This is a genomic window from Taibaiella sp. KBW10 (assembly GCF_003852495.1).
GTDB lineage: Bacteria > Bacteroidota > Bacteroidia > Chitinophagales > Chitinophagaceae > Edaphocola.
On sequence record NZ_QAJI01000001.1, the window covers coordinates 382,817 to 408,066 of the forward strand.

The 25,250-nt window shown below is 43.0% G+C and carries 20 protein-coding genes; 7 read left to right on the forward strand and 13 right to left on the reverse strand.

The genetic code is table 11. The features are described 5' to 3' along the window. Positions 1-30: 30 nt before the first annotated feature. The 3 genes from dnaA to DBR32_RS01630 form a co-directional block, all read right to left on the reverse strand. Entirely contained in the window at positions 31-1,503 is a 1,473-nt protein-coding gene (gene dnaA, locus DBR32_RS01620; RefSeq protein WP_124634538.1) for a chromosomal replication initiator protein DnaA, read from the reverse strand. A gap of 265 nt (positions 1,504-1,768) precedes the next feature. Next, positions 1,769-2,686 (reverse strand): bifunctional UDP-sugar hydrolase/5'-nucleotidase, encoded by a 918-nt coding sequence (locus DBR32_RS01625; RefSeq protein ID WP_124634539.1) that lies wholly within the window; start codon positions 2,684-2,686, stop codon positions 1,769-1,771. After that, positions 2,676-3,422, reverse strand: a complete 747-nt coding sequence (locus tag DBR32_RS01630; protein ID WP_124634540.1) for a 5'-nucleotidase C-terminal domain-containing protein — start codon at positions 3,420-3,422, stop codon at positions 2,676-2,678. The genes DBR32_RS01625 and DBR32_RS01630 overlap by 11 nt, the downstream gene beginning before the upstream one ends. Before the next feature lie 170 nt (positions 3,423-3,592). On the opposite strand from DBR32_RS01630, the gene DBR32_RS01635 reads away from it, so the two are divergent. Further along, a complete protein-coding gene (locus DBR32_RS01635; RefSeq protein ID WP_124634541.1) occupies positions 3,593-6,106 on the forward strand; it encodes a bifunctional UDP-N-acetylmuramoyl-tripeptide:D-alanyl-D-alanine ligase/alanine racemase in 2,514 nt (837 codons plus the stop codon). 66 nt (positions 6,107-6,172) lie between these two features. On the opposite strand, the gene DBR32_RS01640 is transcribed toward DBR32_RS01635, so the two are convergent. The 5 genes from DBR32_RS01640 to DBR32_RS01660 all read right to left on the reverse strand — a co-directional run bounded on the left by DBR32_RS01640 (position 6,173) and on the right by DBR32_RS01660 (position 12,463). Then, positions 6,173-6,538, reverse strand: coding sequence for a hypothetical protein (locus DBR32_RS01640; protein ID WP_124634542.1), 366 nt, complete (start codon positions 6,536-6,538; stop codon positions 6,173-6,175). Between the two features lie 52 nt (positions 6,539-6,590). Next, positions 6,591-7,277: a response regulator transcription factor gene (locus DBR32_RS01645; RefSeq protein WP_124634543.1), complete on the reverse strand. Its 687-nt coding sequence runs from the start codon at positions 7,275-7,277 to the stop codon at positions 6,591-6,593. Between the two features lie 116 nt (positions 7,278-7,393). Continuing rightward, positions 7,394-9,526, reverse strand: a complete 2,133-nt coding sequence (locus DBR32_RS01650; RefSeq protein ID WP_124634544.1) for a DPP IV N-terminal domain-containing protein — start codon at positions 9,524-9,526, stop codon at positions 7,394-7,396. 80 nt (positions 9,527-9,606) lie between these two features. Then, positions 9,607-11,736 carry a S46 family peptidase gene (locus DBR32_RS01655; protein WP_124634545.1) on the reverse strand — a complete coding sequence of 710 codons (2,130 nt, stop codon included), beginning with the start codon at positions 11,734-11,736 and terminating at the stop codon, positions 9,607-9,609. Positions 11,737-11,848: 112 nt separating this feature from the next. After that, positions 11,849-12,463, reverse strand: a complete 615-nt coding sequence (locus DBR32_RS01660) for a deoxynucleoside kinase (RefSeq protein WP_124634546.1) — start codon at positions 12,461-12,463, stop codon at positions 11,849-11,851. A 145-nt stretch (positions 12,464-12,608) separates the two neighbouring features. Between DBR32_RS01660 and DBR32_RS01665 the strand changes: the two genes are divergently transcribed. Then, positions 12,609-16,460 (forward strand): trifunctional MMPL family transporter/lysophospholipid acyltransferase/class I SAM-dependent methyltransferase, encoded by a 3,852-nt coding sequence (locus DBR32_RS01665; RefSeq protein WP_158605877.1) that lies wholly within the window; start codon positions 12,609-12,611, stop codon positions 16,458-16,460. Positions 16,461-16,526: 66 nt separating this feature from the next. Here the strand turns inward: DBR32_RS01665 and DBR32_RS01670 are convergent, their stop codons facing one another. Next, positions 16,527-18,098: an NAD(P)/FAD-dependent oxidoreductase gene (locus DBR32_RS01670; protein WP_124634548.1), complete on the reverse strand. Its 1,572-nt coding sequence runs from the start codon at positions 18,096-18,098 to the stop codon at positions 16,527-16,529. Between the two features lie 249 nt (positions 18,099-18,347). Between DBR32_RS01670 and fmt the strand changes: the two genes are divergently transcribed. The 4 genes from fmt to gmk are packed head-to-tail and all read left to right on the forward strand — an operon-like array spanning position 18,348 to position 21,987. Further along, complete coding sequence (fmt, locus tag DBR32_RS01675; RefSeq protein ID WP_199724289.1) at positions 18,348-19,274, forward strand: methionyl-tRNA formyltransferase; 927 nt, start codon at positions 18,348-18,350, stop codon at positions 19,272-19,274. 58 nt (positions 19,275-19,332) lie between these two features. Continuing rightward, a complete protein-coding gene (locus tag DBR32_RS01680; protein WP_124634549.1) occupies positions 19,333-20,811 on the forward strand; it encodes a hypothetical protein in 1,479 nt (492 codons plus the stop codon). A gap of 41 nt (positions 20,812-20,852) precedes the next feature. Continuing rightward, positions 20,853-21,404, forward strand: coding sequence for a TlpA disulfide reductase family protein (locus tag DBR32_RS01685; RefSeq protein WP_124634550.1), 552 nt, complete (start codon positions 20,853-20,855; stop codon positions 21,402-21,404). A gap of 19 nt (positions 21,405-21,423) precedes the next feature. After that, positions 21,424-21,987 carry a guanylate kinase gene (gmk, locus tag DBR32_RS01690; RefSeq protein WP_124634551.1) on the forward strand — a complete coding sequence of 188 codons (564 nt, stop codon included), beginning with the start codon at positions 21,424-21,426 and terminating at the stop codon, positions 21,985-21,987. Between the two features lie 30 nt (positions 21,988-22,017). Here gmk and DBR32_RS01695 read toward each other — a convergent pair whose 3' ends face one another. Continuing rightward, a complete protein-coding gene (locus DBR32_RS01695; protein ID WP_124634552.1) occupies positions 22,018-22,500 on the reverse strand; it encodes a GyrI-like domain-containing protein in 483 nt (160 codons plus the stop codon). Between the two features lie 103 nt (positions 22,501-22,603). Between DBR32_RS01695 and DBR32_RS01700 the strand changes: the two genes are divergently transcribed. Continuing rightward, the gene (locus tag DBR32_RS01700; protein ID WP_124634553.1) at positions 22,604-23,560 is read left to right on the forward strand and encodes a YafY family protein; all 957 of its coding nucleotides are present in this window, start codon (positions 22,604-22,606) and stop codon (positions 23,558-23,560) included. 40 nt (positions 23,561-23,600) lie between these two features. Here the strand turns inward: DBR32_RS01700 and DBR32_RS01705 are convergent, their stop codons facing one another. From DBR32_RS01705 to DBR32_RS01715, 3 genes are all read right to left on the reverse strand, one after another. After that, the gene (locus tag DBR32_RS01705) at positions 23,601-24,077 is read right to left on the reverse strand and encodes a DinB family protein (RefSeq protein ID WP_124634554.1); all 477 of its coding nucleotides are present in this window, start codon (positions 24,075-24,077) and stop codon (positions 23,601-23,603) included. A gap of 71 nt (positions 24,078-24,148) precedes the next feature. After that, the gene (locus tag DBR32_RS01710; RefSeq protein ID WP_199724291.1) at positions 24,149-24,745 is read right to left on the reverse strand and encodes a DapH/DapD/GlmU-related protein; all 597 of its coding nucleotides are present in this window, start codon (positions 24,743-24,745) and stop codon (positions 24,149-24,151) included. A gap of 5 nt (positions 24,746-24,750) precedes the next feature. After that, positions 24,751-25,140, reverse strand: a complete 390-nt coding sequence (locus DBR32_RS01715) for a VOC family protein (protein WP_124634556.1) — start codon at positions 25,138-25,140, stop codon at positions 24,751-24,753. Positions 25,141-25,250 lie beyond the last annotated feature (110 nt).

A 25,250-nucleotide genomic window follows, 5' to 3' on the forward strand; every position in this document is an offset into this window, starting at 1 on the left:
AAAACAAAATTTCTTTGCAATATTTTTTGTCTACATAGCCGCCAGCTGTACTTTATGCTGGATTTCGAGAAAAGATTCTCTATACTTTTCATCCGTTTTCAAAAAGTCTTCTACTTTTTGTACAGAGTGGATTACGGTCGTATGATCGCGCTTCCCAAAATGATCACCAATGGTCTTCAAAGAACATTTGGTAAACTTCTTGGCCAGGTACATCGCAATCTGACGGGCATTCACCACATCGCCGGTACGGGTCTTAGATTGTAATTTATCGTAGTCGATTTTAAAATAGCTACACACCATTTTCTGAATATCACCAATGCAAATTTCTTTCTCTGGTGTTTTGATCAGGTTCTTCACCACACGCTTAGCCAATTCAAGATCAATATCTTTTTTCAGCAAAGTAGACTGTGCCAGAATGGAGATGACGGCGCCACGCAAATCACGGATATTATTTTGGATATTAAAGGCAATATACTGTGCTACTTCTTCTGAAATCTCCGTGCCTTCATTGCGCATGATCACTTCCAGGATCGACTTGCGGGTCTCGAAGTCGGGTTGTAACATTTCGGCAGTTAAACCCCAGCGAAAACGGCTTAACAAGCGTTCCTGCATGCCATCCAGATCCTTTGGTGCCGTATCGCTCGTCAACACAATCTGCTTCCCGTTTTGGTGCAGGTGATTGAAGATAGCAAACAGGGCATCCTGCGCTTTAGGCGCATTGGTAAAAATATGAATATCGTCCAGCAGCAAGACATCTATTAACTGATAAAAGTTAATAAAATCACCTACTTCACGATTTTTGGAATGTTCAATATATTGGTTGATAAACTTTTCTGCGCTTACATACAAAACGGTTTTGTTCGGATGCATTTTGCGTACATCATTACCGATCGCCTGCATTAAATGGGTTTTACCACAACCGGTGCCGCCAAAGATCATCAGCGGATTAAAAGAAGTTTCTCCCGGTTTTTGCGCGACCCGAAGACCTGAGTTCCGGCATAGAATGTTACACTCCCCTTCAATAAAATTATCAAAGGTCAGGTTTGCATTCAGCTGTGCATCGATCTGCATGCGCTTCATACCCGGAATAGCAAAAGGATTCTTTATTTTAGAAGGATCCTCGACCATCAAAGGCATGTCGATAAAGTTATTTTCCTTGCTGGGTTTGGCATGACTACTGGCGGGCAGCTGCATGGTGGCAGGTTGCTTTTGCGAGTTGTTTTCCATCTGGATACGGTAGGCCAACTGACCTGCGCGTCCTAATACCCTTTTGATTGTTTTGGCCAGCAATTCCACATAATGCTCTTCCAACCATTCATAAAAGAATTGGCTGGGCACCTGGATGGTCAAAATATTATTGCTCAAATCAACCGCCCGAATCGGCAAGAACCACGTCTGATAAGCCCTCCTGTTGACATTATCCTCAATGATTAGCATACACCTCTCCCAAGCGGTTGCAGGGTCAAGGTGTTCTTGCGGAATAGTAGGTTGAGTTTGATTCATTTAGTTGATTATAGTTGCTGGTATACAAATGTACTGCTAATAATTTCTTTTCTTACAAAGGCGACAAATCCACATCAGTATAGCCATTGCTTTAAAAAAAAGCCGGATACTGAACAGTTACGCATTACAAACTGTTTGTGTTTTTTGTTCGCTACGACCCTCATAATTGGGCTGCTCTTCACGGAAGAATGATCGTATGCTCTTTGCGAGTTAAGGATTCAAAATTCTAAACAAAATGTGTAAAAAAAAAATTTTTTCCATTTGTTTATTTGCCTAGAATTACAGTATTGGCTTTGGTGTTTTTTATGGCTTTCTTATGATCAAAAACAAAATCTATTCGTCCTAAGCGGAGTCCGGCCCAGCCCACCTGATTGATGAGTACTTCCTTTCCGAGTTTATTTTTAACCTTTTGAGGCTCATTCAGAAAGGTATGGGTATGCCCGCCGATAATCAGGTCAATATCCTGTGTTTCTGCAGCAATTACCCGGTCACTCACCTTCTTTCCCTCATAGCTGTAACCCAGATGGGATAAGCAGATCACCATATCACAGCCTTCTTTTTTCTTCAGTTTTTCCGTGATCTCGAGGGCGGTTTTTATGGGATCATTATACCATATTTTACCATAGTTCTCCTGGGGCACCAAACCATGCAACTGGATACCCAACCCAAAGACCCCTATCTTAACTGGGCCTTTTTTAAACACTTTATAAGGCTTGATCTTGCCCTCTAATATGGTTTTATTGAAATTGTAATTGGCGACCAAAAAAGGAAAGTTTGCTTTACCCATTTGTGCCATAAATTCCTCTAAACCAATATCGAAGTCATGGTTTCCCATGGTGCTGGCATCATAGCCCATCATACTCATAGCCTTGATTTCCGGCTCGCCCTTATACTCATTAAAATAGGGTGTACCCTGAAAGATATCTCCGGCATCCAGCAGTAAGACATGGTGCTGTTCTTTTCTTATCTGCTCAATAGCTGTGGCCCGGGCAACAATGCCCCCCTGCCCCGGGAAATTCCGGTCATCTGCAGGAAAAGGATCTAAACGGGAATGCGTATCATTGGTGTGTAATATCGTTATCGTAATATCCTGTTGTGCCAAAGCATCAAAAGGAAAAGCATTGGCTGCGAGTAAACCGCCGCCCATCGCAACTTTCCTGATAAAATCTCTTCTAGTCTGCATAAATAATCCTGTTTTGGGTTGTTGCATAAATACTATTTTGAGCCAGCGCTCCTGCCTTTACTTTATCCATAATGGCATCTCTTAAAAAGACAGGAGAAGGATACCGCTTACAGCTCTTCAGGAAATCACAATCGTCTCCTCCATTGGCAATATAATCGGATAAGGCTACTTTGTAGATCAGGTGCGGGTTGATGGCCGCGCCATTGGCCAGAATGCCTTCTGCCTGTTCATTTTTGATGGTAAAACTCAGGCCGCTTACCGGCCAGCCTTTGCGTTTGGCGATGTGATTGCAGAATTCAACCAGAATGGTACCGGGTACATCTACAATCGTCACCATATTATCAAAGGGCATCAGCTCGTAAATCTTCCCTTTGGTAATATTTCCCTTACCGATAAACGGAATACGCAAACCGCCATAATTCACCACAGAGACCTGTACTTTGGCATTCAGCTTCTGCGCCGCCTCCAGCTGTGCATCGGCTACAAAATTGCCCATATTGCTTTCCGGCTGCGCCTTGCTCAGGCTCACCTCAGAAGTACCGATCACCTGGTTCATATTGCTATCCATCTTTTGCTTATAAGGCTGCAGAAAAGCAGTCATCGACTTATCGGGCGCAATGGTATCGGAAATGGTGATCAGTTTGGGTTGATAAGTGGCTACTGTATAATGTGCCGAGGAGCAGGCCGCCATTACGCTCCATCCGAGGGCAAAGACTATTTGTTTCAATCTGTTCATACCAAAGATATCTGAGTGGTAAAGTTGGGCTCAAATTAGCTAAAATCAAAAAGAAAATCTTGTTTTTTGTACTAATTAAAGGAAATGTAACTTTGCATACACGAAACAAGCCATTGACACAGAACCGACAACAGAAGGCTGTTTCCAAACTTTAGCCACAAACAAACGACATGTTACTTTCTGCTATATTTCAAGCCCTGCATTTATCTGTTCCAGAACCAGTTCATGATATTGATATTCAGGAAATTATTATTGATACGCGAAAAATCGTGAATGCGACTTATGCCATTTTTATTGCCCTGAACGGCAATAACAGGGCCGGGCATCAGTATCTTGAAAATGCCTATAACAAGGGTATCCGTCATTTCATAGTTGCCCAACCGGTCGATTCCGATTTATATCCGGATGCAGTCTTTCTTTATGTAGCCAATACCCTGGATGCCTTACAACAAATAGGGCGGGCCAACCGCTTGAAATATGATTATCCTGTGATTGGCATTACGGGCAGTAATGGCAAAACGATCGTGAAGGAATGGTTGTATGAATTATTGTCGCAATGCGCGCCCTACAATCAAAATGCCGGTCCGGTGCGCAGCCCCAAAAGTTACAATTCTCAAATCGGGATTCCCCTTTCGCTGTGGCTGATGCAATCGGAAAACAGTATCGGCATTTTCGAAGCCGGCATTTCCCAGCCCGGCGAGATGGCCAAAGCCGAAGCCATGATGCGGCCTGACATCGGGATCATTACCAATATCGGAGATGCGCATAGCGAAGGATTCGACAATAAAGCACAGAAAATAAACGAAAAACTCCTGCTGTTCACCCATGCAAAGCTGCTGATTTACGGTATTGATAATCCCGATTTGCAAGCAGGTGTCCAGGCGCTGAATGAGGCACGAATTGCTCAGGGAACACAGCCTTTGGATTTATTTACCTGGTCTTACCGGGAGGAAGCGACCCTACGGATATTGGATACGACCGTTGCCGGTCCCTATACCCACATTCATGCGCTATATCAGGGTCAGGATATACACCTGGCTATTCCGTATACCGACAAAGCATATATCGAGAATGCAATCCATTGCTGGTGTACCCTGCTACACTTAGGTATTGCCGCTGAACAGATTGCATCATTAATGACCCGTTTGCATCCTGTGGCCATGCGGCTGCAGCTGGTAGAAGGGATCAATAATTGTACCCTGATCAATGACTCTTATAATTCAGATTATACCTCGCTTCAAATCGCTTTGGATTTCCTGAATCAGCAAAAACAACATGGTAAAAAGACGATTATTCTATCGGACATTTTGCAGATCAAAAAAAATCATGAGCAATTTTACCAGAAAGTAGCGGCACTAATCAATCAGAAAGGGATAGACCGGCTGATTGGTATTGGGAAAAACATGCGGCAACACCAGGAAGCCTTTGCGGCTTTCCCACAAATCGAACAGGTATTTTTCGACAATACGGAGGCCTTTCTGCAAAATTTTTCCACGAGTGATTTTACAAATGAAACGATTTTACTTAAGGGTGCCCGGGATTTTGAGTTTGAAAAAATAGAGGCTATTCTGGAGGAGAAGAAGCATACAACTGTGATGGAGGTAGACCTATCGGCCATGCACAGCAATTTAAAGGTTTATCAGAAAATGCTCCGGCCGGGTGTAAAGCTTATGGCCATGGTCAAAGCTTTTTCTTACGGTACCGGAAGTTATGAGATCGCCAGCTTATTGCAATATGCCGGTGTCGATTACCTGACGGTCGCCTATCTGGATGAAGGTATTGCCTTAAGAAAATCAGGCATTACCCTGCCTATTATGGTTATGAGCCCGGAACTGGGTTCTTATGAGCAAATGATTTCGTGGAAGATAGAACCGGAAATCTTCAGCCTGCAATCATTGGAGAATTTCATCAAGATCGCACAACAAAAAGACAGTAGCGCCTACCCGATTCATATTAAACTGGACACGGGTATGCATCGCCTGGGCTTTAATGAGGAAGAGTTGCCCCTTCTGATCAGTATCCTGAACAGCACGCATCATATTGAGGTAAAGAGTATCTTCAGTCATTTGGCGGGTAGTGATGAGGCTAGTTTTGATTCGTTTACCCAATTACAGGCAGAACGGTATACCAGAATGAGCGATCAGTTATTGGCCGCACTCCCTTACCAGCCCATACGCCACTTATGCAACACCTCCGCGATCTCCCGCTTTCCGGATCTGCAATTCGATATGGTTCGCCTCGGTATCGGGCTGTATGGTGTAGATGCCAATAAAGCTACACAAGACCAGTTGCAAAATGTGGGTATCCTCAAAACAACTATCGCCCAGATCCGTACCCTGAAAGCGGGGGAAACGGTTGGTTATAGTAGAAGAGGCACTTTGTACCAGGACAGCACGGTTGCAACAGTCAGCATTGGCTATGCAGACGGCTATTTCCGCGACTTCGGCAATGGCAAGGGGGGAATGATGATACACGGAATGTTTGCCCCTACACTGGGTTCTATTTGCATGGATATGTGTATGCTGGACATTACCGGCATTCCTGATGTAAAGGTAGGGGATGCGGTGACTGTATTCGGGCCAGATTTGCCGGTAAGCAGACTTGCAGGCTGGGCAGACACTATTCCTTATGAGATCATGACTTCGGTCTCTCAAAGGGTAAAACGGATATATACTAATGAGTAAAATGTTTTAAAAAGGAATAGCCCTGAANNAGGGCTATTCCTTTTTAAAGAGACCAAATATAAAGGTCTATTTATTATCGTATAATCTTAAAGATTTTGCGGCATTGTCAAACCATTGCTTGACCATCTTAGACTGAAAAGCATCCAGTTCTTCAATCCAGGTCTGATTATCGGTTTTCCAGGACATGATTTTGTTTTTAAGATCTGCGGTTTTAGTCGCCTGATTTTTCTGGGCAACTACTACGTAGTCTTTAAACATTTTATCGAGTTGCTCCATTTTTTTATTGGAGGCCTGATCGTCTACATAAGGAATATCCTGTGTATAGTACACATTATATTCTTTACTGTTAGCCGTTGTTGCTTGTTGTGCAAATACTTGCATGCTAAGGGTGGTAGCAAACAATAGTGCGAAACTTGTGATTATTCTTTTCATGTTGAACTCTTTGCACACAAATATATAAAAATAAATAATTAAATCAAAGAAATTATTCGGCCATTTCAAATTTATAGCCTACACCTTTTACAGTGGTAATCAAATCAATACCCATTTTTTGACGAATCTTACGCACATGCACATCGATGGTTCTGTCGCCGACAATAACATCGGTGCCCCATACTTTCTGTAAGATTTCATTTCTCAAAAATACCCTACCCGGTTTTGCCGCCAAGAGATTCAGGAGTTCAAATTCTTTCTTAGCAAGTACGATTTCCTGGTCTTTGTAGGTAACAGAAAATTTGGTTTTATTGATCACCAGATCGCCAAAGTTCAATACCGATTCTTCATCTCTGTCTTTTCTTACCCGGCGAAGGGCAATATTCAAACGAGTAACTAATAAATCGGGTTTGATGGGTTTGGTGATATAGTCATCCGCGCCAAGTTCCAGTCCCATAATCTCCGATTTCTCATCGCTCATGGCGGTTAAGAAAATAACGATAGTGCTGTCTAAACTCGGGATTTGTCTTAATTCTTTTATGGTCTGAAAACCGTCTTTTCCCGGCATCATCACGTCCAATAAAATCAAATCGGGATTAAAGTGTTTGGCTACGCGTACCGCGTCATTGCCGTTTGTAGAAGAGGCAACCTCGTAACCTGCTTTTTCTAAGTTGTAACAAATAAACTCTACGATTGGTTGTTCATCGTCTACAACAAGTATTTTACCTTTTGGAAGCATCAGGATTTGTAATTTTAAAACTTTCGGCAATATTAACCACTCTTAACAAATAATTCATATTATGTTATTGTAAACAAAAGTGCTTAACCGTTTAAAGTTAAGCACTAATATAGGAATTATTTTAGATAATCATCAAAATAGTCTGCAATTTTCTGCATCAAATGCACCCTGTCTTTGCCGAGTACATTGTGTTGATGACCGGGATAAACGAAGTAATCCATCTGTACCCCTTTGTCGACACAAGCCTTGATAAATTTCATGGAATGCTGCCATACCACAACATCATCCTGTGCGCCGTGGATCATCAAAAGCTTACCTTTCAGTTGATCTACTTTGGTCAGCAAATTATTATCGGCATAGCCTTTAGGATTTTCCTGAGGCATGTCCATATACCGCTCGGTGTACATGATCTCATACAGACTCCAGTCGATTACCGGGCCACCGGCTACACCCACTTTAAATACACCCGGATGACGCAACATCAAAGAAGTAGTCATAAACCCGCCGAAGCTCCAGCCATGCACACCCATTCTCGCCGCATCTACAAAAGGTAAGGATTTAAGGTACTGAACGCCTACTAACTGATCATTCATTTCTACGGTACCCAATTGACGGAACGTAGCTTGTTCAAATTTCTGTCCACGGTTGCCACTGCCGCGGCCATCCATCGTAAAGATCACATATCCACGTTGTGCCATATACTCATACCAAAGATTGCCGCTGGCCGGATAAGTATTGGTCACCAATTGAACATGAGGACCATTATACAGGTATACGATTGTCGGGTATTTTTTCGTCCGGTCGAAATTGGCCGGATACACAATTTTACCAAACAATGGCGTACCATCGTCGGCCATTAGGGTTACGTCTTCCACTTTAGGGCGGTTATAAGATACTAAAGGATCTTTGGCCGTCAGAATATTTTGTACCAGTTTACCATTGCTATTAAACACTTCGATATTGCGAGGCGTTGTTGCATTTGTATAGCGATCCAGGATATAAGTCCCGTTGCTATTAGCGTCTGCCATATGTACCCCGGCCGCTTTATCGATTCTTTTCATCGCGCCGCTCTTCCAGTTTACGGCATAGATATGTCTTTCTTTAGCAGATTCTTTGGTCGCCGTAATGATCACTTCATTTGCTTTTGCATTATCACCCACAATTTCATTCACCAGCCAGGCACCAGAAGTAACGGTATTCAGTAATTTACCACTCACATTGTAGCGGTACAGGTGCATAAACCCGCTGCGCTGGCTCCACCACAAGAATTCTGTATTGCTGTTGGGTAAGAAATGCAACTCATGTTGCGGTTCTACATACTTATCATCTTGCTCTTCAAACAACGTTTTTAAGAAAGCACCCGTTCTGGCATCATACTGATTTAACCACATATGATTTTGCGCCCTGTTCAGTACCGCAACAAAAACAGATTGTTCGTCGGGACTCCAGGTAACACAAGTCAGGTACTGATCTTTAGGCATACCCGTTTTCAGGAATACCGTTTGTTTGGTCGCAATATTATACACCCCTACCGTCACCTCATGTGATTTACCACCGGCCATCGGGTATTTAATATTTTCATTTTGCGCCGGTGTGCTGGCCCAGTCAATAACCGGATAATCATTGACCATGCTTTCATCCATACGGTAGAAAGCCACGTAATTATTTTTTGGAGAGATAAAGATCCCGCCATCAATCCCGAATTCATTACGATGTACACTCTGACCGTTTTTGATCCCGCTACCGGCATCATTGGTAATGGTATGCTTATTTTTTTGGGCATCAATCAGGTACAGGTTCTGATCTATGGTATACGCGATCAGCCGGTCTTTTATGGTTGTATTCTGTGCCTTAGGATCAATATTCAAGGGCTTGTCTACCAAAAAATTGGCATTGGGATTCCCTAAAAAGTACAGATCGTTTTTCAACTGGAAATATGGAACGCTGTTTGTCCAGTTAATGGCCGGAATCGCCTTAAGGCTATCCTTACCAAACAAAAGCTGATTGAATCCGCTCAGGGAGATCCAGGGTGTTTGCCTCATGGAAGGAACAGCCGTCTTGATGAGTTCATTGTTTTTGTTGAACACAAAAGCATCTTCATTTTTCAGCCAGCTTAACTGGTTTACATTATCGATGGCAAGATTGGTTCTCAGCCCCAATACCGCATCTTTCATGCTGAACTGCTTGTCTTGCGCTTGTGCGGCATGAGCGGCAATAAACGCACTTACTAAGAGTATATATTTTTTCATTCGCATTGTGATTAAGAAAACATGATATAAAAACAAATGCTACGACCCTTACGACCGTAGCATTGTAAACTTAAGTAATATTATTTTACGACTTGCATTTCGTCGATCAGATTTTTGGCACCGCCCAATTTATCGATAATGAATAAAACAAAGCGGGAGTCCACCACAATCGTTCTTTTGTATTGTTTGTCGAAAGCGATATCACCACTCATCGCTTCCCAATTACCATCAAAGGCCAAACCGATCAGCTCCCCGTTTTTATTAATCACCGGGCTACCGCTGTTACCACCGGTAATATCGTTATTCGTTACAAAACAAGTTACGATGGTACCATCCGCATTGGCATACTGACCGAAGTTTTTATCATTATATAATTTGATAAATTCTTTTGGTAAGTCAAACTCATAATCACCTTGCTTATATTTTGCCATTAAACCATCAATAGTGGTGTAATAATCATAAGAAACGGCATCCTGAGGTTTGTAACCACCCACACTACCGTAAGTTACGCGCATGGTAGAGTTTGCATCAGGAGACCATGCTTTCTCCGGTTGCATTTGCATTAAGCCATTGATATAATCTTTAGCCAAATGAGATTTTGCCGTTTGATAAGCATCTGTTTTCTCCTTAAAGTTCTTATCCTGGTTTTGCAGGAAGCTGCTCATATATTGTACGGCAGGATCATTTTTCAAAGCTTCTGCACTTGGATTCAACACAAAATGATCAAATTTCTTATCATCCAATAATATTGTATTGTCTACAAGATATTTTGCATAATTTTTAAAGGCTTCAGCAGGCTTGTTGCTATCGAATTTTTTAAAGATTACGGAATTGTAGATTACCGGTTGTTGGCTCGCAGGAATATCTGTATAATACATTTCCATTGTTTTGGCCAGAATTTCTTGGTCTACCTGTGCTACATAATCTTCCATCAGGTTGGTTCTGTAGGCTTTTAATGCTTGTACCAGTTTCGTGATATCTTCTTTCTTACCTTCTTCTATGGTTTTTGCCAAAGTGCTGGCTCTGGCAGCTAATTTAGCCAATACCGGCGCAGCAATACCTTCTGACAAATACACGTTTTGTTTTGCATAAGGGCGATACGCAGCATATACTTTTGCGTATTGAGACATTACGTCTTTATAGCCGGGGCGGTTTTTCGCAGCCCAATCGGTAAAGGCAGCTTCTTGCTTTTGTTTATCGGCAATAACATTAAGGCGTTTTAATTGCTCTGTTTGTCCGATAAAGTATTTCCAATAGTTAGCAATGCTTGCATATCCGGAAGCCAGTTTTAAGTTCACCGCTTTATCCTGACGCATATATTTACGCATAATGGCCAAACGGGCATCACGTAAATTAACGATAGATGGGTTTACTTCATTGATCGCCAAGTCAACACCATAAGAGGTTTCGTAACGATTGGTACGGCCGGGATATCCCATCACCATCGCATAATCGTTTTTCTCTACGCCCTGGATATTTACCGGTAAGAATTTCTTAGGTTTGTAAGGAACGTTATCTCTGGAAAATTTAGCCGGTCTGTTCTCTTTATTGGCGTAAACGCGGAACATAGAGAAATCGGCCGTATGGCGTGGCCACATCCAGTTATCGGTATCGCCACCATATTTACCTAAAGATTTAGGCGGTGTACCTACCAGGCGTACATCAGTATATACTTCATAAACCAACAGGAAATATTGATTTCCTCCAAAATATGAAGAAATCTGTGAAGCATATTTCCCTCCTTCATTAGCTGCATCAGTAATCGCCGCTAACATTTTTTCTGTTTTCTTTGTTTTTTTAGTCGCCGCATTTACTTTTTCGGTTACGTCTTCCATTCTTACTAAGAATTTCACACTTAGACCTGCAGCAGGCAATTCCTGTTCGATAGATTTAGCCCAGAAGCCATCTTCCAAATAGTTTTTCTCTACGGTGCTCAGATCAGCGATATTACCATAACCACAGTGGTGATTGGTGATCAACAGACCGTTTGCAGAGATGATCTCGCCGGTACAACCGCCGCCAAAGTGGACGATCGCATCTTTAAGGCTCGCCTGATTGATGCTGTAAACATCTTCGGCAGATAGACGAAAACCTTTGGCTTTCATTGAATCAATGTTTTTACCAATCAGCATCGGTATCCACATCCCTTCGTCGGCACGCGCACTGAGTAACATACAGGCAGCGGCAAGCGATAATAAAATTTTCTTCATTATACTATTTTATGGTTTGAATAGAAATCAACGCAATTTACAATGCTTTTTGCTGGATTAAAAGGATTCATACAAAAATCCCCCAGAACGGGGGATTGTATAAGATATTCGCTTATTGCACGCTGAAGATATGATTTTCAAAATCATAGTCCCGCTCCAGGAACTGCACCAGCTGCTGAAAGTGTTCTTCTTTTTCAAAATCCACATCGTTCATTTCCACCATCAACACCTTAGAATGTTGCTTTAAAAATGGTTGATACGCATTTTGCACTTTCTCCAGGTATTCCGTACTGATATTCTGCTCGAAGCTACGACCCCTGCGTTGAATATTTTGTTTCAATTTACTGATCGAAGCATGTAAATAGATGAGCAAATCCGGTTTCTGAATATTCGGTTTCAGGTTATCCATCACCCGCTTAAACAGCTCCATTTCATTTTGGGAGAGGGTAACTCCGGCAAAAAGATTGGATTTTCCGTATAAATAATCCGAAACCAGCATCGATGCCTTAGCATCTACCTGCTGCAACTGTTCAAAACGATCGAGCAAAAAATGCAGCTCTAAAGGCAGTGCATTTTGCGCCTGATTGTCATAAAAAGTAGATATAAACGGATTTTCAGAAAAGGTTTCCAAGATCAATGTAGCTTGGTAATGTGCCGCCAAGCGGCTGGCTAAAGTAGTTTTTCCAGAACCGATATTCCCTTCTACTGCGATAAAACGATAATGCATAATCTCTCCCGAATTTTGGACGACAAAAGTAAAAAAGCGGCCGTGCAGATAAAAATATAGTTGTACACATTATTATATTTTATTTATTACCCTTCAATTCTGTATGATTTCAAAAGAATACATTTATTTTTACCGGCTCAAAACTATGCAAACCGTATTCCTGAATATATTCGATTATTTCAAAACCCACCGCAAAGCGTTCTGGTGGAGTTTTACACTGCTCTTTATGCTTGTGGCCGCCGGGGCTACCCGCATCCGCTTCGAAAGCGATATCAATAAAATGATCCCGCACGACCCAACCATCGAAGCAATGGGCAATATCCTGAACAAGACAAAGACAGGAGAGCAACTGGTATTTACCCTTAGCTTTAAAGACAGCACACTGCAAAACCCGGATAGCCTTATCGCGCTACAACAGCAGCTCGAAGAGCGGCTGAAGCCCTTGCAAACGCAATACATTAATGCCATACAAAGCATTAATAATAATGACAAAGAGCAGCAGTTCTCCGACATCGCCTTGCAGTATCTACCCTTATTCCTCAACGAAGCCGATTATCAAAAGCTGGATACCCTCAGCAATCCGGAGCGGATGCCGGCTAATTTTGAACAGCTGCACAAATTACTCTTGTCGCCGGCCGGTATGGTGGCCAAAAACTGGGTAGCTTCCGATCCTATCGGTATGATGCCGCTGGCTTTTGATAAAATGCAGTCGCTCAATTTTGATCCGAATTATGAATTATATAATGGCTATATCTTTAATAAAAGCCTGAACAAATTAACTTTTTTTGTTACCCCTAAGTATGCTTCCGGCGAAACCGGCAAAAACAAAGCCTTTATGGCTAGTCTGGATCAGATCCTGAATACCTTCCAACAACAATATAAAGGTGCTGAAGTACAGTATTTCGGTGGTGTGGCTGTAGCGGCCGCGAATGCTGCGCAGATGCAACAGGATTCTAGCCTCACCCTCAGTATTACCATCATCCTTATTCTGGCCTTAACCTATTATGTATTCCGCCGGAAAAGAACACCCTTGATTATCATTATACCGGTGGTCTTCGGGGCCTTGTTTGGCATGTCCATGACGGCTTTATTACAAGGGACTGTCTCTGTGATTGCGATTGGTGCGGGTGCCATCATCCTGGGTATTGCCGTAGATTTTTCGGTACACTTTATGAGCCATGCGCGTACCCATCCGGATATGCGGGACAATGTGAAAGGATTGGTCTTACCCCTCACTCTGGGTGCCATTACCACCATTGGTGCTTTTTTTGCCTTGCGCTTTGCCAATGCCCCCCTGCTCCAAGATCTGGGTACTTTTGCCGCATTCAGTTTACTCGGCGCCTCTTTGTTCACCCTGATCTTTTTGCCTCATATTACCCCAAGGCCGAAAACGGATCATGGAGCGGTTAAGGAAAATCTGATCGACAAAATAGCCCATTGGAAACCCGAAGGAAATAAATGGCTTTTGGCTTTTGTGCTGCTACTGACCCCGGTTTTATGGCATTTTGCCAAAAAGGTACAGTTTGACGGAGATTTGATGAAGCTTAATTATATGAGCCCGAAACTCGCCAAAGCACAGGAACAACTGAATAAAGACAATGCTTTTGCCCTCAGCTCGGTGTTTATTGTAGCAAAAGGAGCCGATGCGGAACAAGCTGCTCTTAAGCTGGAGCAATCCAGCCCGATGATCCAGCAGTTATACCGGCAGCAGGCGATCAAAAAAGTGATCAATCCGACAACGGTGCTTCCTTCTCTGGCAGAGCAACAAAAACGCATTGTCCGATGGCAGGCTTACTGGACCGAAGAAAAGATCGAAGCCACACTCCTTAGCGTTCGGAAAGCGGCTGCCGCTGCAGGGTTTAGCCCGGATGCTTTTGCCGCTTTTGAAACGACGCTAAGGCAAAAATACAGCCCTTTCGATACGGCGACTACTGCTTTTCTGCAACAGATTTTACCGAGTTCTTTTGCCCAGGATGCTCAAAAATCTTATGCTATTGCCACCTTAAAGGTCGCACCGGAACACAGGGCACAGGTATTAAAAGCCTTTGCACAGCAGAAGGATTTGATCGCAACAGACCGGCAATCGGTTTCGGAAAGTTTACTATCCTTGTTGCAAAACGACTTTAATAAGATCTTATATATATCCGGTGGCCTGGTTTTCCTGGCGCTGCTCATCGCTTATGGCCGGTTTGAACTCGCACTGATCTCTTTTTTACCCATGATGATCTCCTGGATTTGGATCATGGGCATTATGACCTTATTCGGCTTAAAGTTCAACATTGTCAATATTATTATTGCGACCCTGCTCTTTGGTCTGGGGGATGATTACAGTATTTTTATGATGGATAGCCTGATGGAGAAATACCGGACGGGCAAGAATCATATTAAATCTGCACGATCGGCCGTCTATCTCTCGGTCTTAACGACCATTACGGGATTGGGTACCTTAATCTTTGCTAAACACCCGGCCTTGCAGTCTATTGCCTTAATTTCTGTCGTTGGCCTTGTTTGCGTTGTCTTTATCTCGCAGGTACTGCAACCCTTTCTCTTTAATTTTTTAATCCAAAAGAGAGCCAGTAAAGGTTTTATGCCCTTTACTTTATGGAGCCTTACCAAATCGGTCTTTGCCTTTCTTTATTTTTTCACGGGCTGTATGATCGTGAGTATCGCAGGTTTCATTCTGGTCAAACTCAATATTATCGGACAAAAGCGGGGCAAATATGTCTTTCATTATTTGCTGAGCAAATACAATAAGAGCGTGCTGTATGTGATGATCAATCTGACCAAGATCCTCACGATAGACCCAAAAGTAAGCTTTGACCGCCCGGCCGTTTACATTGCCAACCACAGTTCGTTTTTAGATATTTTACTCATGACCATGCTACACCCGAAACTGGTGCTGCTGACCAACAAATGGGTCTATCGATCGCCTGTGTTTGGCGCGGTGGTTCGGATGGCAGAATACTACCCGGTGGCAGATGGCGCTGAAGAAAGCATAGAACCATTACGGGACCTGGTTGCACGTGGGTACGGCATCGTTGTCTTTCCGGAAGGCACCCGTTCCAAAACAGATAAGATCAGCAGGTTTCATAAAGGCGCCTTTTATGTTTCGGAACAGTTACAACTGGACATTGTACCCATTATCTTACACGGAGTGCATTATACCATGCAAAAAGGCGATTTTTTATTAAAAGACGGCACGATAAGGCTACAAATGCTGGCGCCAATTGCCTATGCAGATCGTAGTTGGGGCGACACGGTAAAAGACCGCACAAAATCCATTTCCTTATATTTCAAAACGGCATTTGCCGACCTCAAAACACAAAAGGAAACACCCGGTTATTTCAGGGAGCAGCTGATCAGAAGCAATACCTACAAAGGCCCTGTATTGGAATGGTATTGCCGGATCAAAACGGCTCTGGAAGGGAATTATGAACTTTTCCATCCCTTACTACCGCGAAAAGGAATCTTTTATGACCTGGGTTGCGGCTATGGTTTTATGACCTATATGCTGCACTGGGCATCGGAAGACCGGACCTTTATCGGTGTGGATTATGACGAGGAAAAGATAGAGACGGCACAACATAATTACAAAAACAATCCCGATAAGATTCGCTTTGAACATGCCGATATCAACCAATATACGTTAAATCCTTGTGACGGTATTATCATCAGTGATGTATTGCATTATCTACTACCGGAGCAACAGACTGCATTACTCAACCGTTGTAAGGAAGCCTTAGGTACAAACGGCATTTTGATCATCAGGGATGGGGTAAAAGACCTGGCCGAGCGGCATAAAGGGACGGAATTGAGTGAAAAATATTCTACCCGTATTGTCAATTTTAATAAGACGCAAAACGACCTGCACTTTATCAGCAAAAGCTTTATAACGCAGTGGGCCGCAACAAATGGTTTTACAATAGATATTATAGATAAAACGAAAAAGACCAGTAACCTGATATTCATATTAAAGAAACAGGAAGGCGTCATATAAAGAAAAGAGGNNCAAACCTCTTTTCTTTATATGATATTTTGTAGAGCCAAGCCTAAAATACCGGCCTTATAATACTTCATAATATTCCCATACTTTCATGGCTACTTTATCGCCATCCATTGCAGCAGAAATAATACCTCCGGCATAGCCGGCTCCTTCTGCACAGGGAAACAAACCTTTGATTTGCGGATGCTGCAAGCTATCCTCATTTCTCGGAATGCGTACCGGGCTTGATGTTCGGGATTCTGTAGCCAGAACCATCGCATTTTCGGTATAATACCCTTTCATTTTTTTACCAAAACTCACAAAGGCTTTCGCCATAGAAGCATATACTTCCTTAGGCAGAATTTCACTCATTAAGGCACTGTTCGTACCCGGCAGATAACTACAATCCAGAAGTGAACCGGATCTTTTATTACCGACAAAATCAGTCATTCGTTGTGCCGGGGCAACCAGTTTGCCACCACCCGCCTGCCATGCTTTTCGTTCTACCATTTGCTGAAAATGCATGCCTGCCAAAGCTCCGGTAAACCCATAGGTCGCAAAATCTTTTTCATCTACGGTCACCACCATGCCGGAATTAGCAAAATTCCCATCCCGTTTTGACGGAGACCAGCCGTTCACCACCAATTCACCTTCCTGTGTGCTGGCGGGTGCAATAATGCCTCCCGGACACATACAAAAAGAAAATACCCCACGACCCAATTCCTGGCTAACCAGGCTGTAGGCTGCCGCAGGCAAATAGTCGCTGCGGGGCGCATCCACACTACAATGGTACTGTGTGGCGTCAATCAAAGCCTGCTGGTGTTCGATACGTACGCCCAAGGCAAAAGGCTTACTTTCGATAAGGATCTGTTTACGATCTAATAATTCAAAAATATCACGAGCTGAATGACCTGTGGCCAGGATCAAGGCATCGGCTTTAATGTTTTCCGTATCGTTGACCACGACCCCTTTTAGCGTATCACCTTCGATGATAAAATCGGTTACTTTGGTATTGAATAGTACTTTTCCGCCGCAGGCCTCTATCGCTTCCCGCATGGCCGTAATGATATGCGGTAGTTTGTTGGTTCCAATATGAGGATGCGCTTCGTATAGGATCTTTTCGGTAGCACCGAAATAGTGAAACCACTGTAAGCTTCTGAAAATGCTGCCGCGTTTATTGGACCGTGTGTAGAGCTTACCATCACTGTAAGTACCGGCACCACCCTCTCCGTAACAATAATTGGACTCGGGGTTCACAATCCCTTCTTTATTCATCGCCGCAAGGTCACGACGGCGCTCACGCACATCCTTTCCCCGCTCGATAATAATGGGGCAAAGCCCTTTTTCGATCAATTGCAATGCTGCAAAAAGACCGGCAGGACCGGCTCCGGCCACAATAACCGGTTTGGCATTATGTACGTTTTGTAATTGAGGTGTAAAGGCAAAGGCATCTTCAAATGTTTCTTCTACAAATACATTAACCTGCATTTGCACCACAATATTCCGGCTCCGCGCATCAATAGAACGACGCTGAATCTGGAAGGCATTGATTCTTTTCTCTGAAATATTCAATTTCTGCGCCAACATTTTTTTTAACTGTTGGTCATTATCAGCAATTTCAGGAGGCACTCTGAGGTCTACTTTTTGTGGCATTCGGCAAAAATAATGATAATCTTGCGGTACAAGGGTAATAATCACGGATTCCTTTGGGATTCTTCCTTGCGTCGGATTGACAAACGACATATCAAAACAACACTATTGTCTTTTCGAAGCGCAGCGAAGCAAGCGAAAAATCTAAAAGACCTGAAAAGAGATGCCTCCTTGCATCAGCGGGACAAGCGATCCGATGAAAATTTACGGTTTCCTGCCTGCAAAAGCTGCATTTATAAGTAACTTCGCCGCATGAGGAACAAAGAAGAGATGAAAATCGTATTTCTAGGAACACCTGACTTTGCCGTGGCTTCTCTAAAAGCTTTGGTCGACAATGGTTTTAAGGTAGTGGCTGCGGTTACCGCACCGGATAAACCTGCCGGAAGGGGCATGCAGCTGAAAGCCTCTGCCGTTAAGGAATATGCCCTCTCTCAAAACATTCCCGTACTCCAACCGGAAAGATTAAAAAATCCTGAATTCCTGGCTAGCTTAAGCGAATACCAGGCCGATATACAAGTGGTAGTAGCCTTTAGAATGTTACCCGAAGCGGTTTGGAATATGCCTCCTTTAGGCACCATCAATGTACATGGCTCTTTGCTCCCCTATTACCGTGGTGCCGCACCCATTAACTGGGCGATCATTAACGGTGAAAAAGAAACAGGAGTCACGACTTTTCAACTAAAACATGAAATTGATACAGGAGACATTCTGCTGCAACACCGGGAACCAATCTTACCGGAAGATGATTTTGGCACCATGTACCATAAACTGATGGAAGCCGGTGCCCGGTTACTCACTACTACACTGGATCGGTTGATGCACAACGACATTCAGGAGCAGGCCCAACATCTAGTGGATAAAGAAACCCATGCCCCCAAAATATTTAAGGAAACCTGTCATATCAACTGGGCACAGTCTACAGAAGCAATCCACAACCTGATCAGGGGTTTATCGCCGGTACCTACGGCCTTTACTGCCTTAGGGGATAAGCAATTAAAGATATTTGCGGCTACCATGGAGCACGCAAGGCATGGAGTACCCCCCGGAACGGTAGACAGTGATGGCAAAAGCTACCTGAAGTATGCCACCACTGATGGTTGGTTACATTGTACGCTGGTGCAATATGAAGGGAAGAAGAAAATGCCGGTTGCTGACTTCTTAAGGGGCTATCGATTTTAAAAAATACATAATTATAAGCCCTATATTTGCGTTTATCATTGTAACATAAGCTTTTTAAATGTTTGTTCACAAAAAACAACTCTTGCCCTTCGGTATTTTACTGGCCTTTTTTTTATGGGGCTACAGCAGTTCCTGTATTAAGAAAGACAGCTATCGTACCAATGGCGGTACTATCGCCTTTTCTAAGGATACCTTTTTATTTGATACCGTATTTACGGCTATGGGTACTTCTACCCGTAGTGTAAAAATCATTAATAAAGAAAAAGATCGCTTAAAAATCGAATCGATTCGCTTATTCAGGGGAGCACAGTCTCCGTATTTTATCAATGTGAATGGGATGTCCGGAAAATCGGTCTCTAATATTGACATTGAAGGGAATGACAGTCTGTACATTTTTGCGTCGGTTTTTATCAATCCGGATAACACCAATGATCCTTTTATCGTAGAAGACCGCATTGTAGCCCGCGTGAACGGACAAGACTTTACTTTACCGGTCCTGGCTTACGGACAAAATGCAATCTACATTACGGACAGCCTGTTACAAACACAAACCTGGACCAGGACAAAACCTTATGTGATTATCAAGAATGCTGCGGTTGCACCGGGGCAAACACTGACGATTAATGCCGGCACCAGGGTATATGTACATGCAGATTCCAGATTGTATGTGCAGGGCACGCTAAAAATCAATGGCACTAAGACAGACAGTGTCGTATTTCAGGGTGATCGGATTGACAGGAGGATCTATTTTGATGAGGACGATTTTGTGAATGGCGTAGGCGGCGAATGGGGTGGTATTAATTTGCTAAAAACGAGTTATAACAATAACATTAATTACCTCTTGCTTAAAAATGGCGGAGCCAGTACGATGCTTGGTACGAATGCTGTAGCAGATGCGAGCCTGCAGGTAGATCCGGATACGGTTAACAACAGTACTCCGAAACTGATTATGACCAATTCCACGATCCGTAATTCGGGAGGCTATGGTTTACTGGCTTTTGCCTCAAGTATTAAATCGGAGAATAATCTTTTCTTTGCCAGTGCAAAAGAAAATGTGGCTTTGATACAGGGCGGGAAATATGATTTTTACGGATGTACGATGGCGGGATTTGCGTCGCGCATTAACACCGCTACAGAAAAACATTACAGCATGGTGGCCTTAAACTTTCTGAGTACGGGCAACAATACGTATATTGGCGGCAATCTATTCCTGACCCTTAGAAATTGTATTATTTATGGCAATACCGAAGATGAGTTTTTCCCGAATAAAGTAGATGACTTTACGGCTCAGGTACAGCTTGACCATTGCCTGATTAAAGGTGCTGCATTACCAGCATGGGTCACACAACAAAACAATTTATTTAATCAGGATCCTTTATTTGAAAATACCAATGCCAATGACTTAAGCAGCAATAATTACCGTCTTAAAACAGCTTCTCCGGCGAAAGCAAAGGGAATCTCTTTTTCCGGTATGTTACCTGTAGACATGGATGGTAACTCCAGGGCAAATCCACCCAGTATGGGCTGTTACGAATAAGAAATGAAGCATCACCTGAACACAAAAAGACAAGAAAAATAATGAAGAAACTTTTATGCGCCCTGTTGCTGCTTGGAGCAACAAGTACTTATGCCCAATATACCAATCAGACTGTCAAAGTAGGTGATATTGCTCCGGAACTATCCTTTAATAATCCGGAGGGCAAAGCCATCAGCTTAAAAACACTGAATAAGCAACGTTATATCCTGGTGGATTTCTGGGCAAGCTGGTGTGGCCCCTGCAGAAGAGCCAATCCCAGCCTGGTTAAATTCTATACAGAATATAGCAAAAAGAAGTTTACCGGCGCCAAGAAAGGCTTTGATATCCTAAGTGTTTCTTTAGACAATAATCAGGAAGCATGGGTAGCAGCTATTGCTAAAGATAGCCTGTACTGGAAAAACCATATGAGTGATTTAAAATCATGGCAGTCTGAAGCCGCCACTATTTATGGTGTACAGTACATCCCTCAGGCCTTCTTACTGGATCCTAATGGAAAAGTACTCGGCGCTTACTTAACTGCCGACCAGGCCATACCGGATATAGAAAAATTAGTATCTACCAAGAAGCGTAAAAAGTTTTTGGGCATTTTCTAAATTATACAAGCATACCATTTTGAGCAAAATATTAATCATCACGGCACCCTCCGGTTCGGGTAAATCCACTATTGTAAAAGAGGTTTTAAAACAATTCCCTCAAATAAAATTTTCCATTTCCGCCTGTACCCGTAATCCCAGGGGTGCAGAGCAAGACGGTGTCGATTATTACTTCATGTCTGTAGCTGATTTTGAACATAAAATCCAGAAAGATGCTTTTGTAGAATGGGAAATGGTGTATGAAGGTAAATACTACGGCACTTTAAAATCGGAGCTGGAACGAATCTGGAAAGCCGACGAAGTCCCTTTATTCGACATTGATGTACAGGGAGCGGTAAATGTCAAAAAACGCTATCGTGAACAGGCACTGTCTATCTTTATACAGGCACCTTCTATTGATGAATTACAGAAGCGGCTCATATCCAGAGGTACCGATCCAATGGACGCCATTGAAGAACGGATTGCGAAAGCAGCAACAGAACTGACCTTTGCCCCGCATTTTGACCATACGGTGGTTAATGATACGCTGGAACATGCTGTGGTAGCTGTTACCAGGCTGATTGCGAACTTTCTGCATACTTAATACCAAAGGCTACTTTTAGGGTAGCCTTATTTATTTCGGCTTTACCGGAATCCATATTTCCTCTTCCGAGTCAGGGTCACCATTTTTATATTTGGCACCCAATACTTCAAAATGAGGCCGGGCATCCAAGGTATAACTTGCATGATGCGGCAACCACTCTTTAAAGATATATTCAAAAACAGACAAGTCGGTGTGGGGTCCCTTATGGTCAAAAACCGCATAGGTACCCGCCGGAATGTTCAGGCATACCATGCCCTCAGGAATCCGGTTCGTTTTGGCGGCGACGGCTACAGTGGCCCACTTTTCAAAAATGACATCCGGCTGATAGGTATCGAAAAAATGTTCCGGATAGCATTGAACGGAATACAAATCATTGCCCAGTCGATTATCAATGCAATTTCTTTGTGGCATAAAACAACGCCAAAGCGCTGGTGTTTGATCTGTGGCATAAGACATATTGACCTTGAGTCCCACAAGCCATTTTTCGGTTAAGGATACGATTCTGGGTTGCATACATTTTTTTATGCTTACGAATGTAACGGAATAGGCATTCTTGCCAAAATAATTTAATTTTCCAGACAGAATAACCGGGCAGGATAACCCACAAAAATAGCTTATGAATGAAGACAGCCTTAAAAAATTCAACCGGATTATTGCTATCCTGGTACAATTGCAATCAAGGAAAATAGTAAAGGCTACAGACCTGGCCGATCGGTTTGAAGTGAGTATCCGCACGATATACAGGGATATCCAATCTTTGGAAAAGGCCGGGGTACCCATTATAGGTGAACCGGGACTGGGCTATACGATTATGGACGGTTATCGGCTGCCGCCCGTCATGTTTAACAGAGAAGAGGCCATGAGTTTTGTAACGGCAGAGAAGCTGATGCAAAAGCTTAGCGACAAAAGCATTGGCAAGCATTATGAGTCGGCAATGGCCAAAATAAAATCGGTTTTGCGCACCAGCGAAAAAGAAATGATCAGCGATGTATCGTCCAGCATAGATGTGCGTTCGAAGCAATCTCTGTTCAACAATAATATTCCTAATGCCTTGGAGCTGGTTTTGGAAAGCATTGTTCAGAAGAAACAGGTGATTATACAGTATCAGGCATTTTCAGAAGAGCTTACACAAAGAACGCTCGAAGCCGTAGGTGTCTTTTACGAGTACCACTACTGGTACATTTTAGGGTATTGCCTGTTGCGTAAGGATTACCGTCAATTCAGAACAGACCGCATTGTCTCCATTCAAGCCAGTGATGTCCCGTTTAGCCAGGCACATGGCAGCCTATCCGATTACAAACCGTCTTATAGCACAGCGCCCAAGACAGAAGTCGTATTACTCGTAGATTTTAAAATAGCAAAATATATCGCCCAATCGAAATTGCACTATGGATTTGTTTCAGAAAGGAGCACAGAAGAAGGGATAGAAATGACCTTTAGAACGGCGGACATTAAAGATGGCTTTCCCAGGTGGATACTGATGTTTGCAGACAAGATAACGATCGTTAGCCCTGAACTGTTAAAGACCTATACCCGATCGCTCCTGGAGCAGATCAGCAATAGGTTAAATTAAGGCCGGGAAGCATTTTCCCGGCCTTAATTATTGATTCAATTTAACGCTCCCAGAAGAATGGAGGATTAATATTTAAGGCCCTCAGGTACACATACCCCTGACCCCTGTGGTGAATCTCATTATCGATGAAATAGAAAATATTTTGTATCACCGGAAAAGCATATTGTCCAAACAGGTTAAAGGTTTCTGCAAAACGACTTACGGGTAACAGGTTAAAGTAATGATTAATAACCGCTGTCTCTTCATCCCACTTTTGCAGCAGGTCGGCTTTAGTACTAATTTGGATACCTTCTTCTGAATAGGCTATGGAACTCTCCTCCACAATGGCTTTGAGCCCGGGACCACACATACTCAACATTTCGGTAGCCAGTTGCGCAAAGGTGCGCATACCACCTATAGAGAATTCAAAAAGTTCTTTCTCGGGAAATAGCTCAATAAGCTTTCTGGTTAAATTCCGGTGGCCTTGCCAATGAATTAATAATTCCTCGGGCGTAAAAATTGCATTTGTGTTTGCCATAATTCTTGTTTTTTTAGTTTGATAAAACAAAGGTATATGCACCCTGTGACAAGGCTATGTCAGTAGTGTTTTTATGGCTTTATTTGTTCTATCAGTTCCAGTCTCCTGACGATGCTTTTTGGCACCAACAGGGTGCCGGGAGACAAGACTGCATTGGCGCCTACCCTGCTATCGTCACCCACCACCGCACCAAATTTGGTGCAGCCCGTGGCGATTATCTCCGATTGATGTACAACCGAAATGGCTTTATCTTCCCGTTCATTGTAATGATTGGCAATGACGGCGCCGGCTTCCATATTCACCCGATGACCGATAAGGCTATCCCCCACAAAATTAAAATGTGCCAAAGCGCTATTATTAAAAATTATGGAAGATTTGATCTCGCAACCCGGGCCGATTTTAACCCCATCCAGTAACCATACACCATTGCGGAGATAGCTATGTGCCCCAATAAAAACACCCGGACCAATAATGATGGGGCTTTTTAAAATAACATGCTCTTCTATGACTGCCGTTTTATGAATAGCGATCGAATCCTGAATAGTATACCCTTCGTCCAGCCTTTGTATTGCTGTTTCGATATAGCGATTAAGATCAGCAAGCCATTCCCATGCTTGCTTTCCCTGCAGGTCAATGCGTTCGGAAAATCCTTTTATATACGTGTTCATTATACTCATTTTTCATAAAATTCTATAGGTAAATAATCAGGATCGGCAATAAACGTAAATCGTTTTCCGGTTTGCGCATCGATGCGCAGGGGTTCTGCGGCAATATTAAGGGCATGCAGCGCTTCCAAAGTAAGATCAAGATCATCGACTTCAAAAGCAAGATGCCTTAACCCGCGGGCCTCAGGATGACTGGGCCTTTCGGGCGGATCGGGGAAAGAAAACAGTTCAATTATATATTGCCCATGGAGGGAAAGATCCGCCTTAAAAGAGTCTCTTTCTGCCCTGTATTGCTCCTGCAGCAGCGTAAATCCCAGAGCTTCGGTATAAAATGTTTTCGATCGTTGATAATCGCTGCAGATAATAGCGATATGATGGATACGGTTGATTGAAATCATAGAAATAAAAGGAATAAAATGCTTGCTAATCGTCCTCAAAAATACACTATTGCACTGCATCGGGTGCAACCTGCATATAAAATAATTGGGTACATTTGTTGCGCAAGCAG

Coding starts and splice junctions, on each gene's coding strand:
- DBR32_RS01660 (WP_124634546.1), bottom strand. CDS start 12,463: ATGCATTATCGTTTTATCGCAGTAGAAGGGAATATCGGTTCTGGAAAA.
- DBR32_RS01640 (WP_124634542.1), bottom strand. CDS start 6,538: ATGAAAAGAATAATCACAAGTTTCGCACTATTGTTTGCTACCACCCTT.
- DBR32_RS01650 (WP_124634544.1), bottom strand. CDS start 9,526: ATGAAAAAATATATACTCTTAGTAAGTGCGTTTATTGCCGCTCATGCC.
- DBR32_RS01695 (WP_124634552.1), bottom strand. CDS start 22,500: ATGCAACCCAGAATCGTATCCTTAACCGAAAAATGGCTTGTGGGACTC.
- DBR32_RS01635 (WP_124634541.1), top strand. CDS start 3,593: ATGTTACTTTCTGCTATATTTCAAGCCCTGCATTTATCTGTTCCAGAA.
- DBR32_RS01645 (WP_124634543.1), bottom strand. CDS start 7,277: ATGCTTCCAAAAGGTAAAATACTTGTTGTAGACGATGAACAACCAATC.
- DBR32_RS01625 (WP_124634539.1), bottom strand. CDS start 2,686: ATGCAGACTAGAAGAGATTTTATCAGGAAAGTTGCGATGGGCGGCGGT.
- DBR32_RS01655 (WP_124634545.1), bottom strand. CDS start 11,736: ATGAAGAAAATTTTATTATCGCTTGCCGCTGCCTGTATGTTACTCAGT.
- DBR32_RS01715 (WP_124634556.1), bottom strand. CDS start 25,140: ATGATTTCAATCAACCGTATCCATCATATCGCTATTATCTGCAGCGAT.
- DBR32_RS01670 (WP_124634548.1), bottom strand. CDS start 18,098: ATGCCACAAAAAGTAGACCTCAGAGTGCCTCCTGAAATTGCTGATAAT.
- DBR32_RS01700 (WP_124634553.1), top strand. CDS start 22,604: ATGAATGAAGACAGCCTTAAAAAATTCAACCGGATTATTGCTATCCTG.
- fmt (WP_199724289.1), top strand. CDS start 18,348: ATGAGGAACAAAGAAGAGATGAAAATCGTATTTCTAGGAACACCTGAC.
- DBR32_RS01665 (WP_158605877.1), top strand. CDS start 12,609: ATGCAAACCGTATTCCTGAATATATTCGATTATTTCAAAACCCACCGC.
- DBR32_RS01630 (WP_124634540.1), bottom strand. CDS start 3,422: ATGAACAGATTGAAACAAATAGTCTTTGCCCTCGGATGGAGCGTAATG.
- DBR32_RS01710 (WP_199724291.1), bottom strand. CDS start 24,745: ATGAACACGTATATAAAAGGATTTTCCGAACGCATTGACCTGCAGGGA.
- dnaA (WP_124634538.1), bottom strand. CDS start 1,503: ATGAATCAAACTCAACCTACTATTCCGCAAGAACACCTTGACCCTGCA.
- DBR32_RS01680 (WP_124634549.1), top strand. CDS start 19,333: ATGTTTGTTCACAAAAAACAACTCTTGCCCTTCGGTATTTTACTGGCC.
- DBR32_RS01705 (WP_124634554.1), bottom strand. CDS start 24,077: ATGGCAAACACAAATGCAATTTTTACGCCCGAGGAATTATTAATTCAT.
- DBR32_RS01685 (WP_124634550.1), top strand. CDS start 20,853: ATGAAGAAACTTTTATGCGCCCTGTTGCTGCTTGGAGCAACAAGTACT.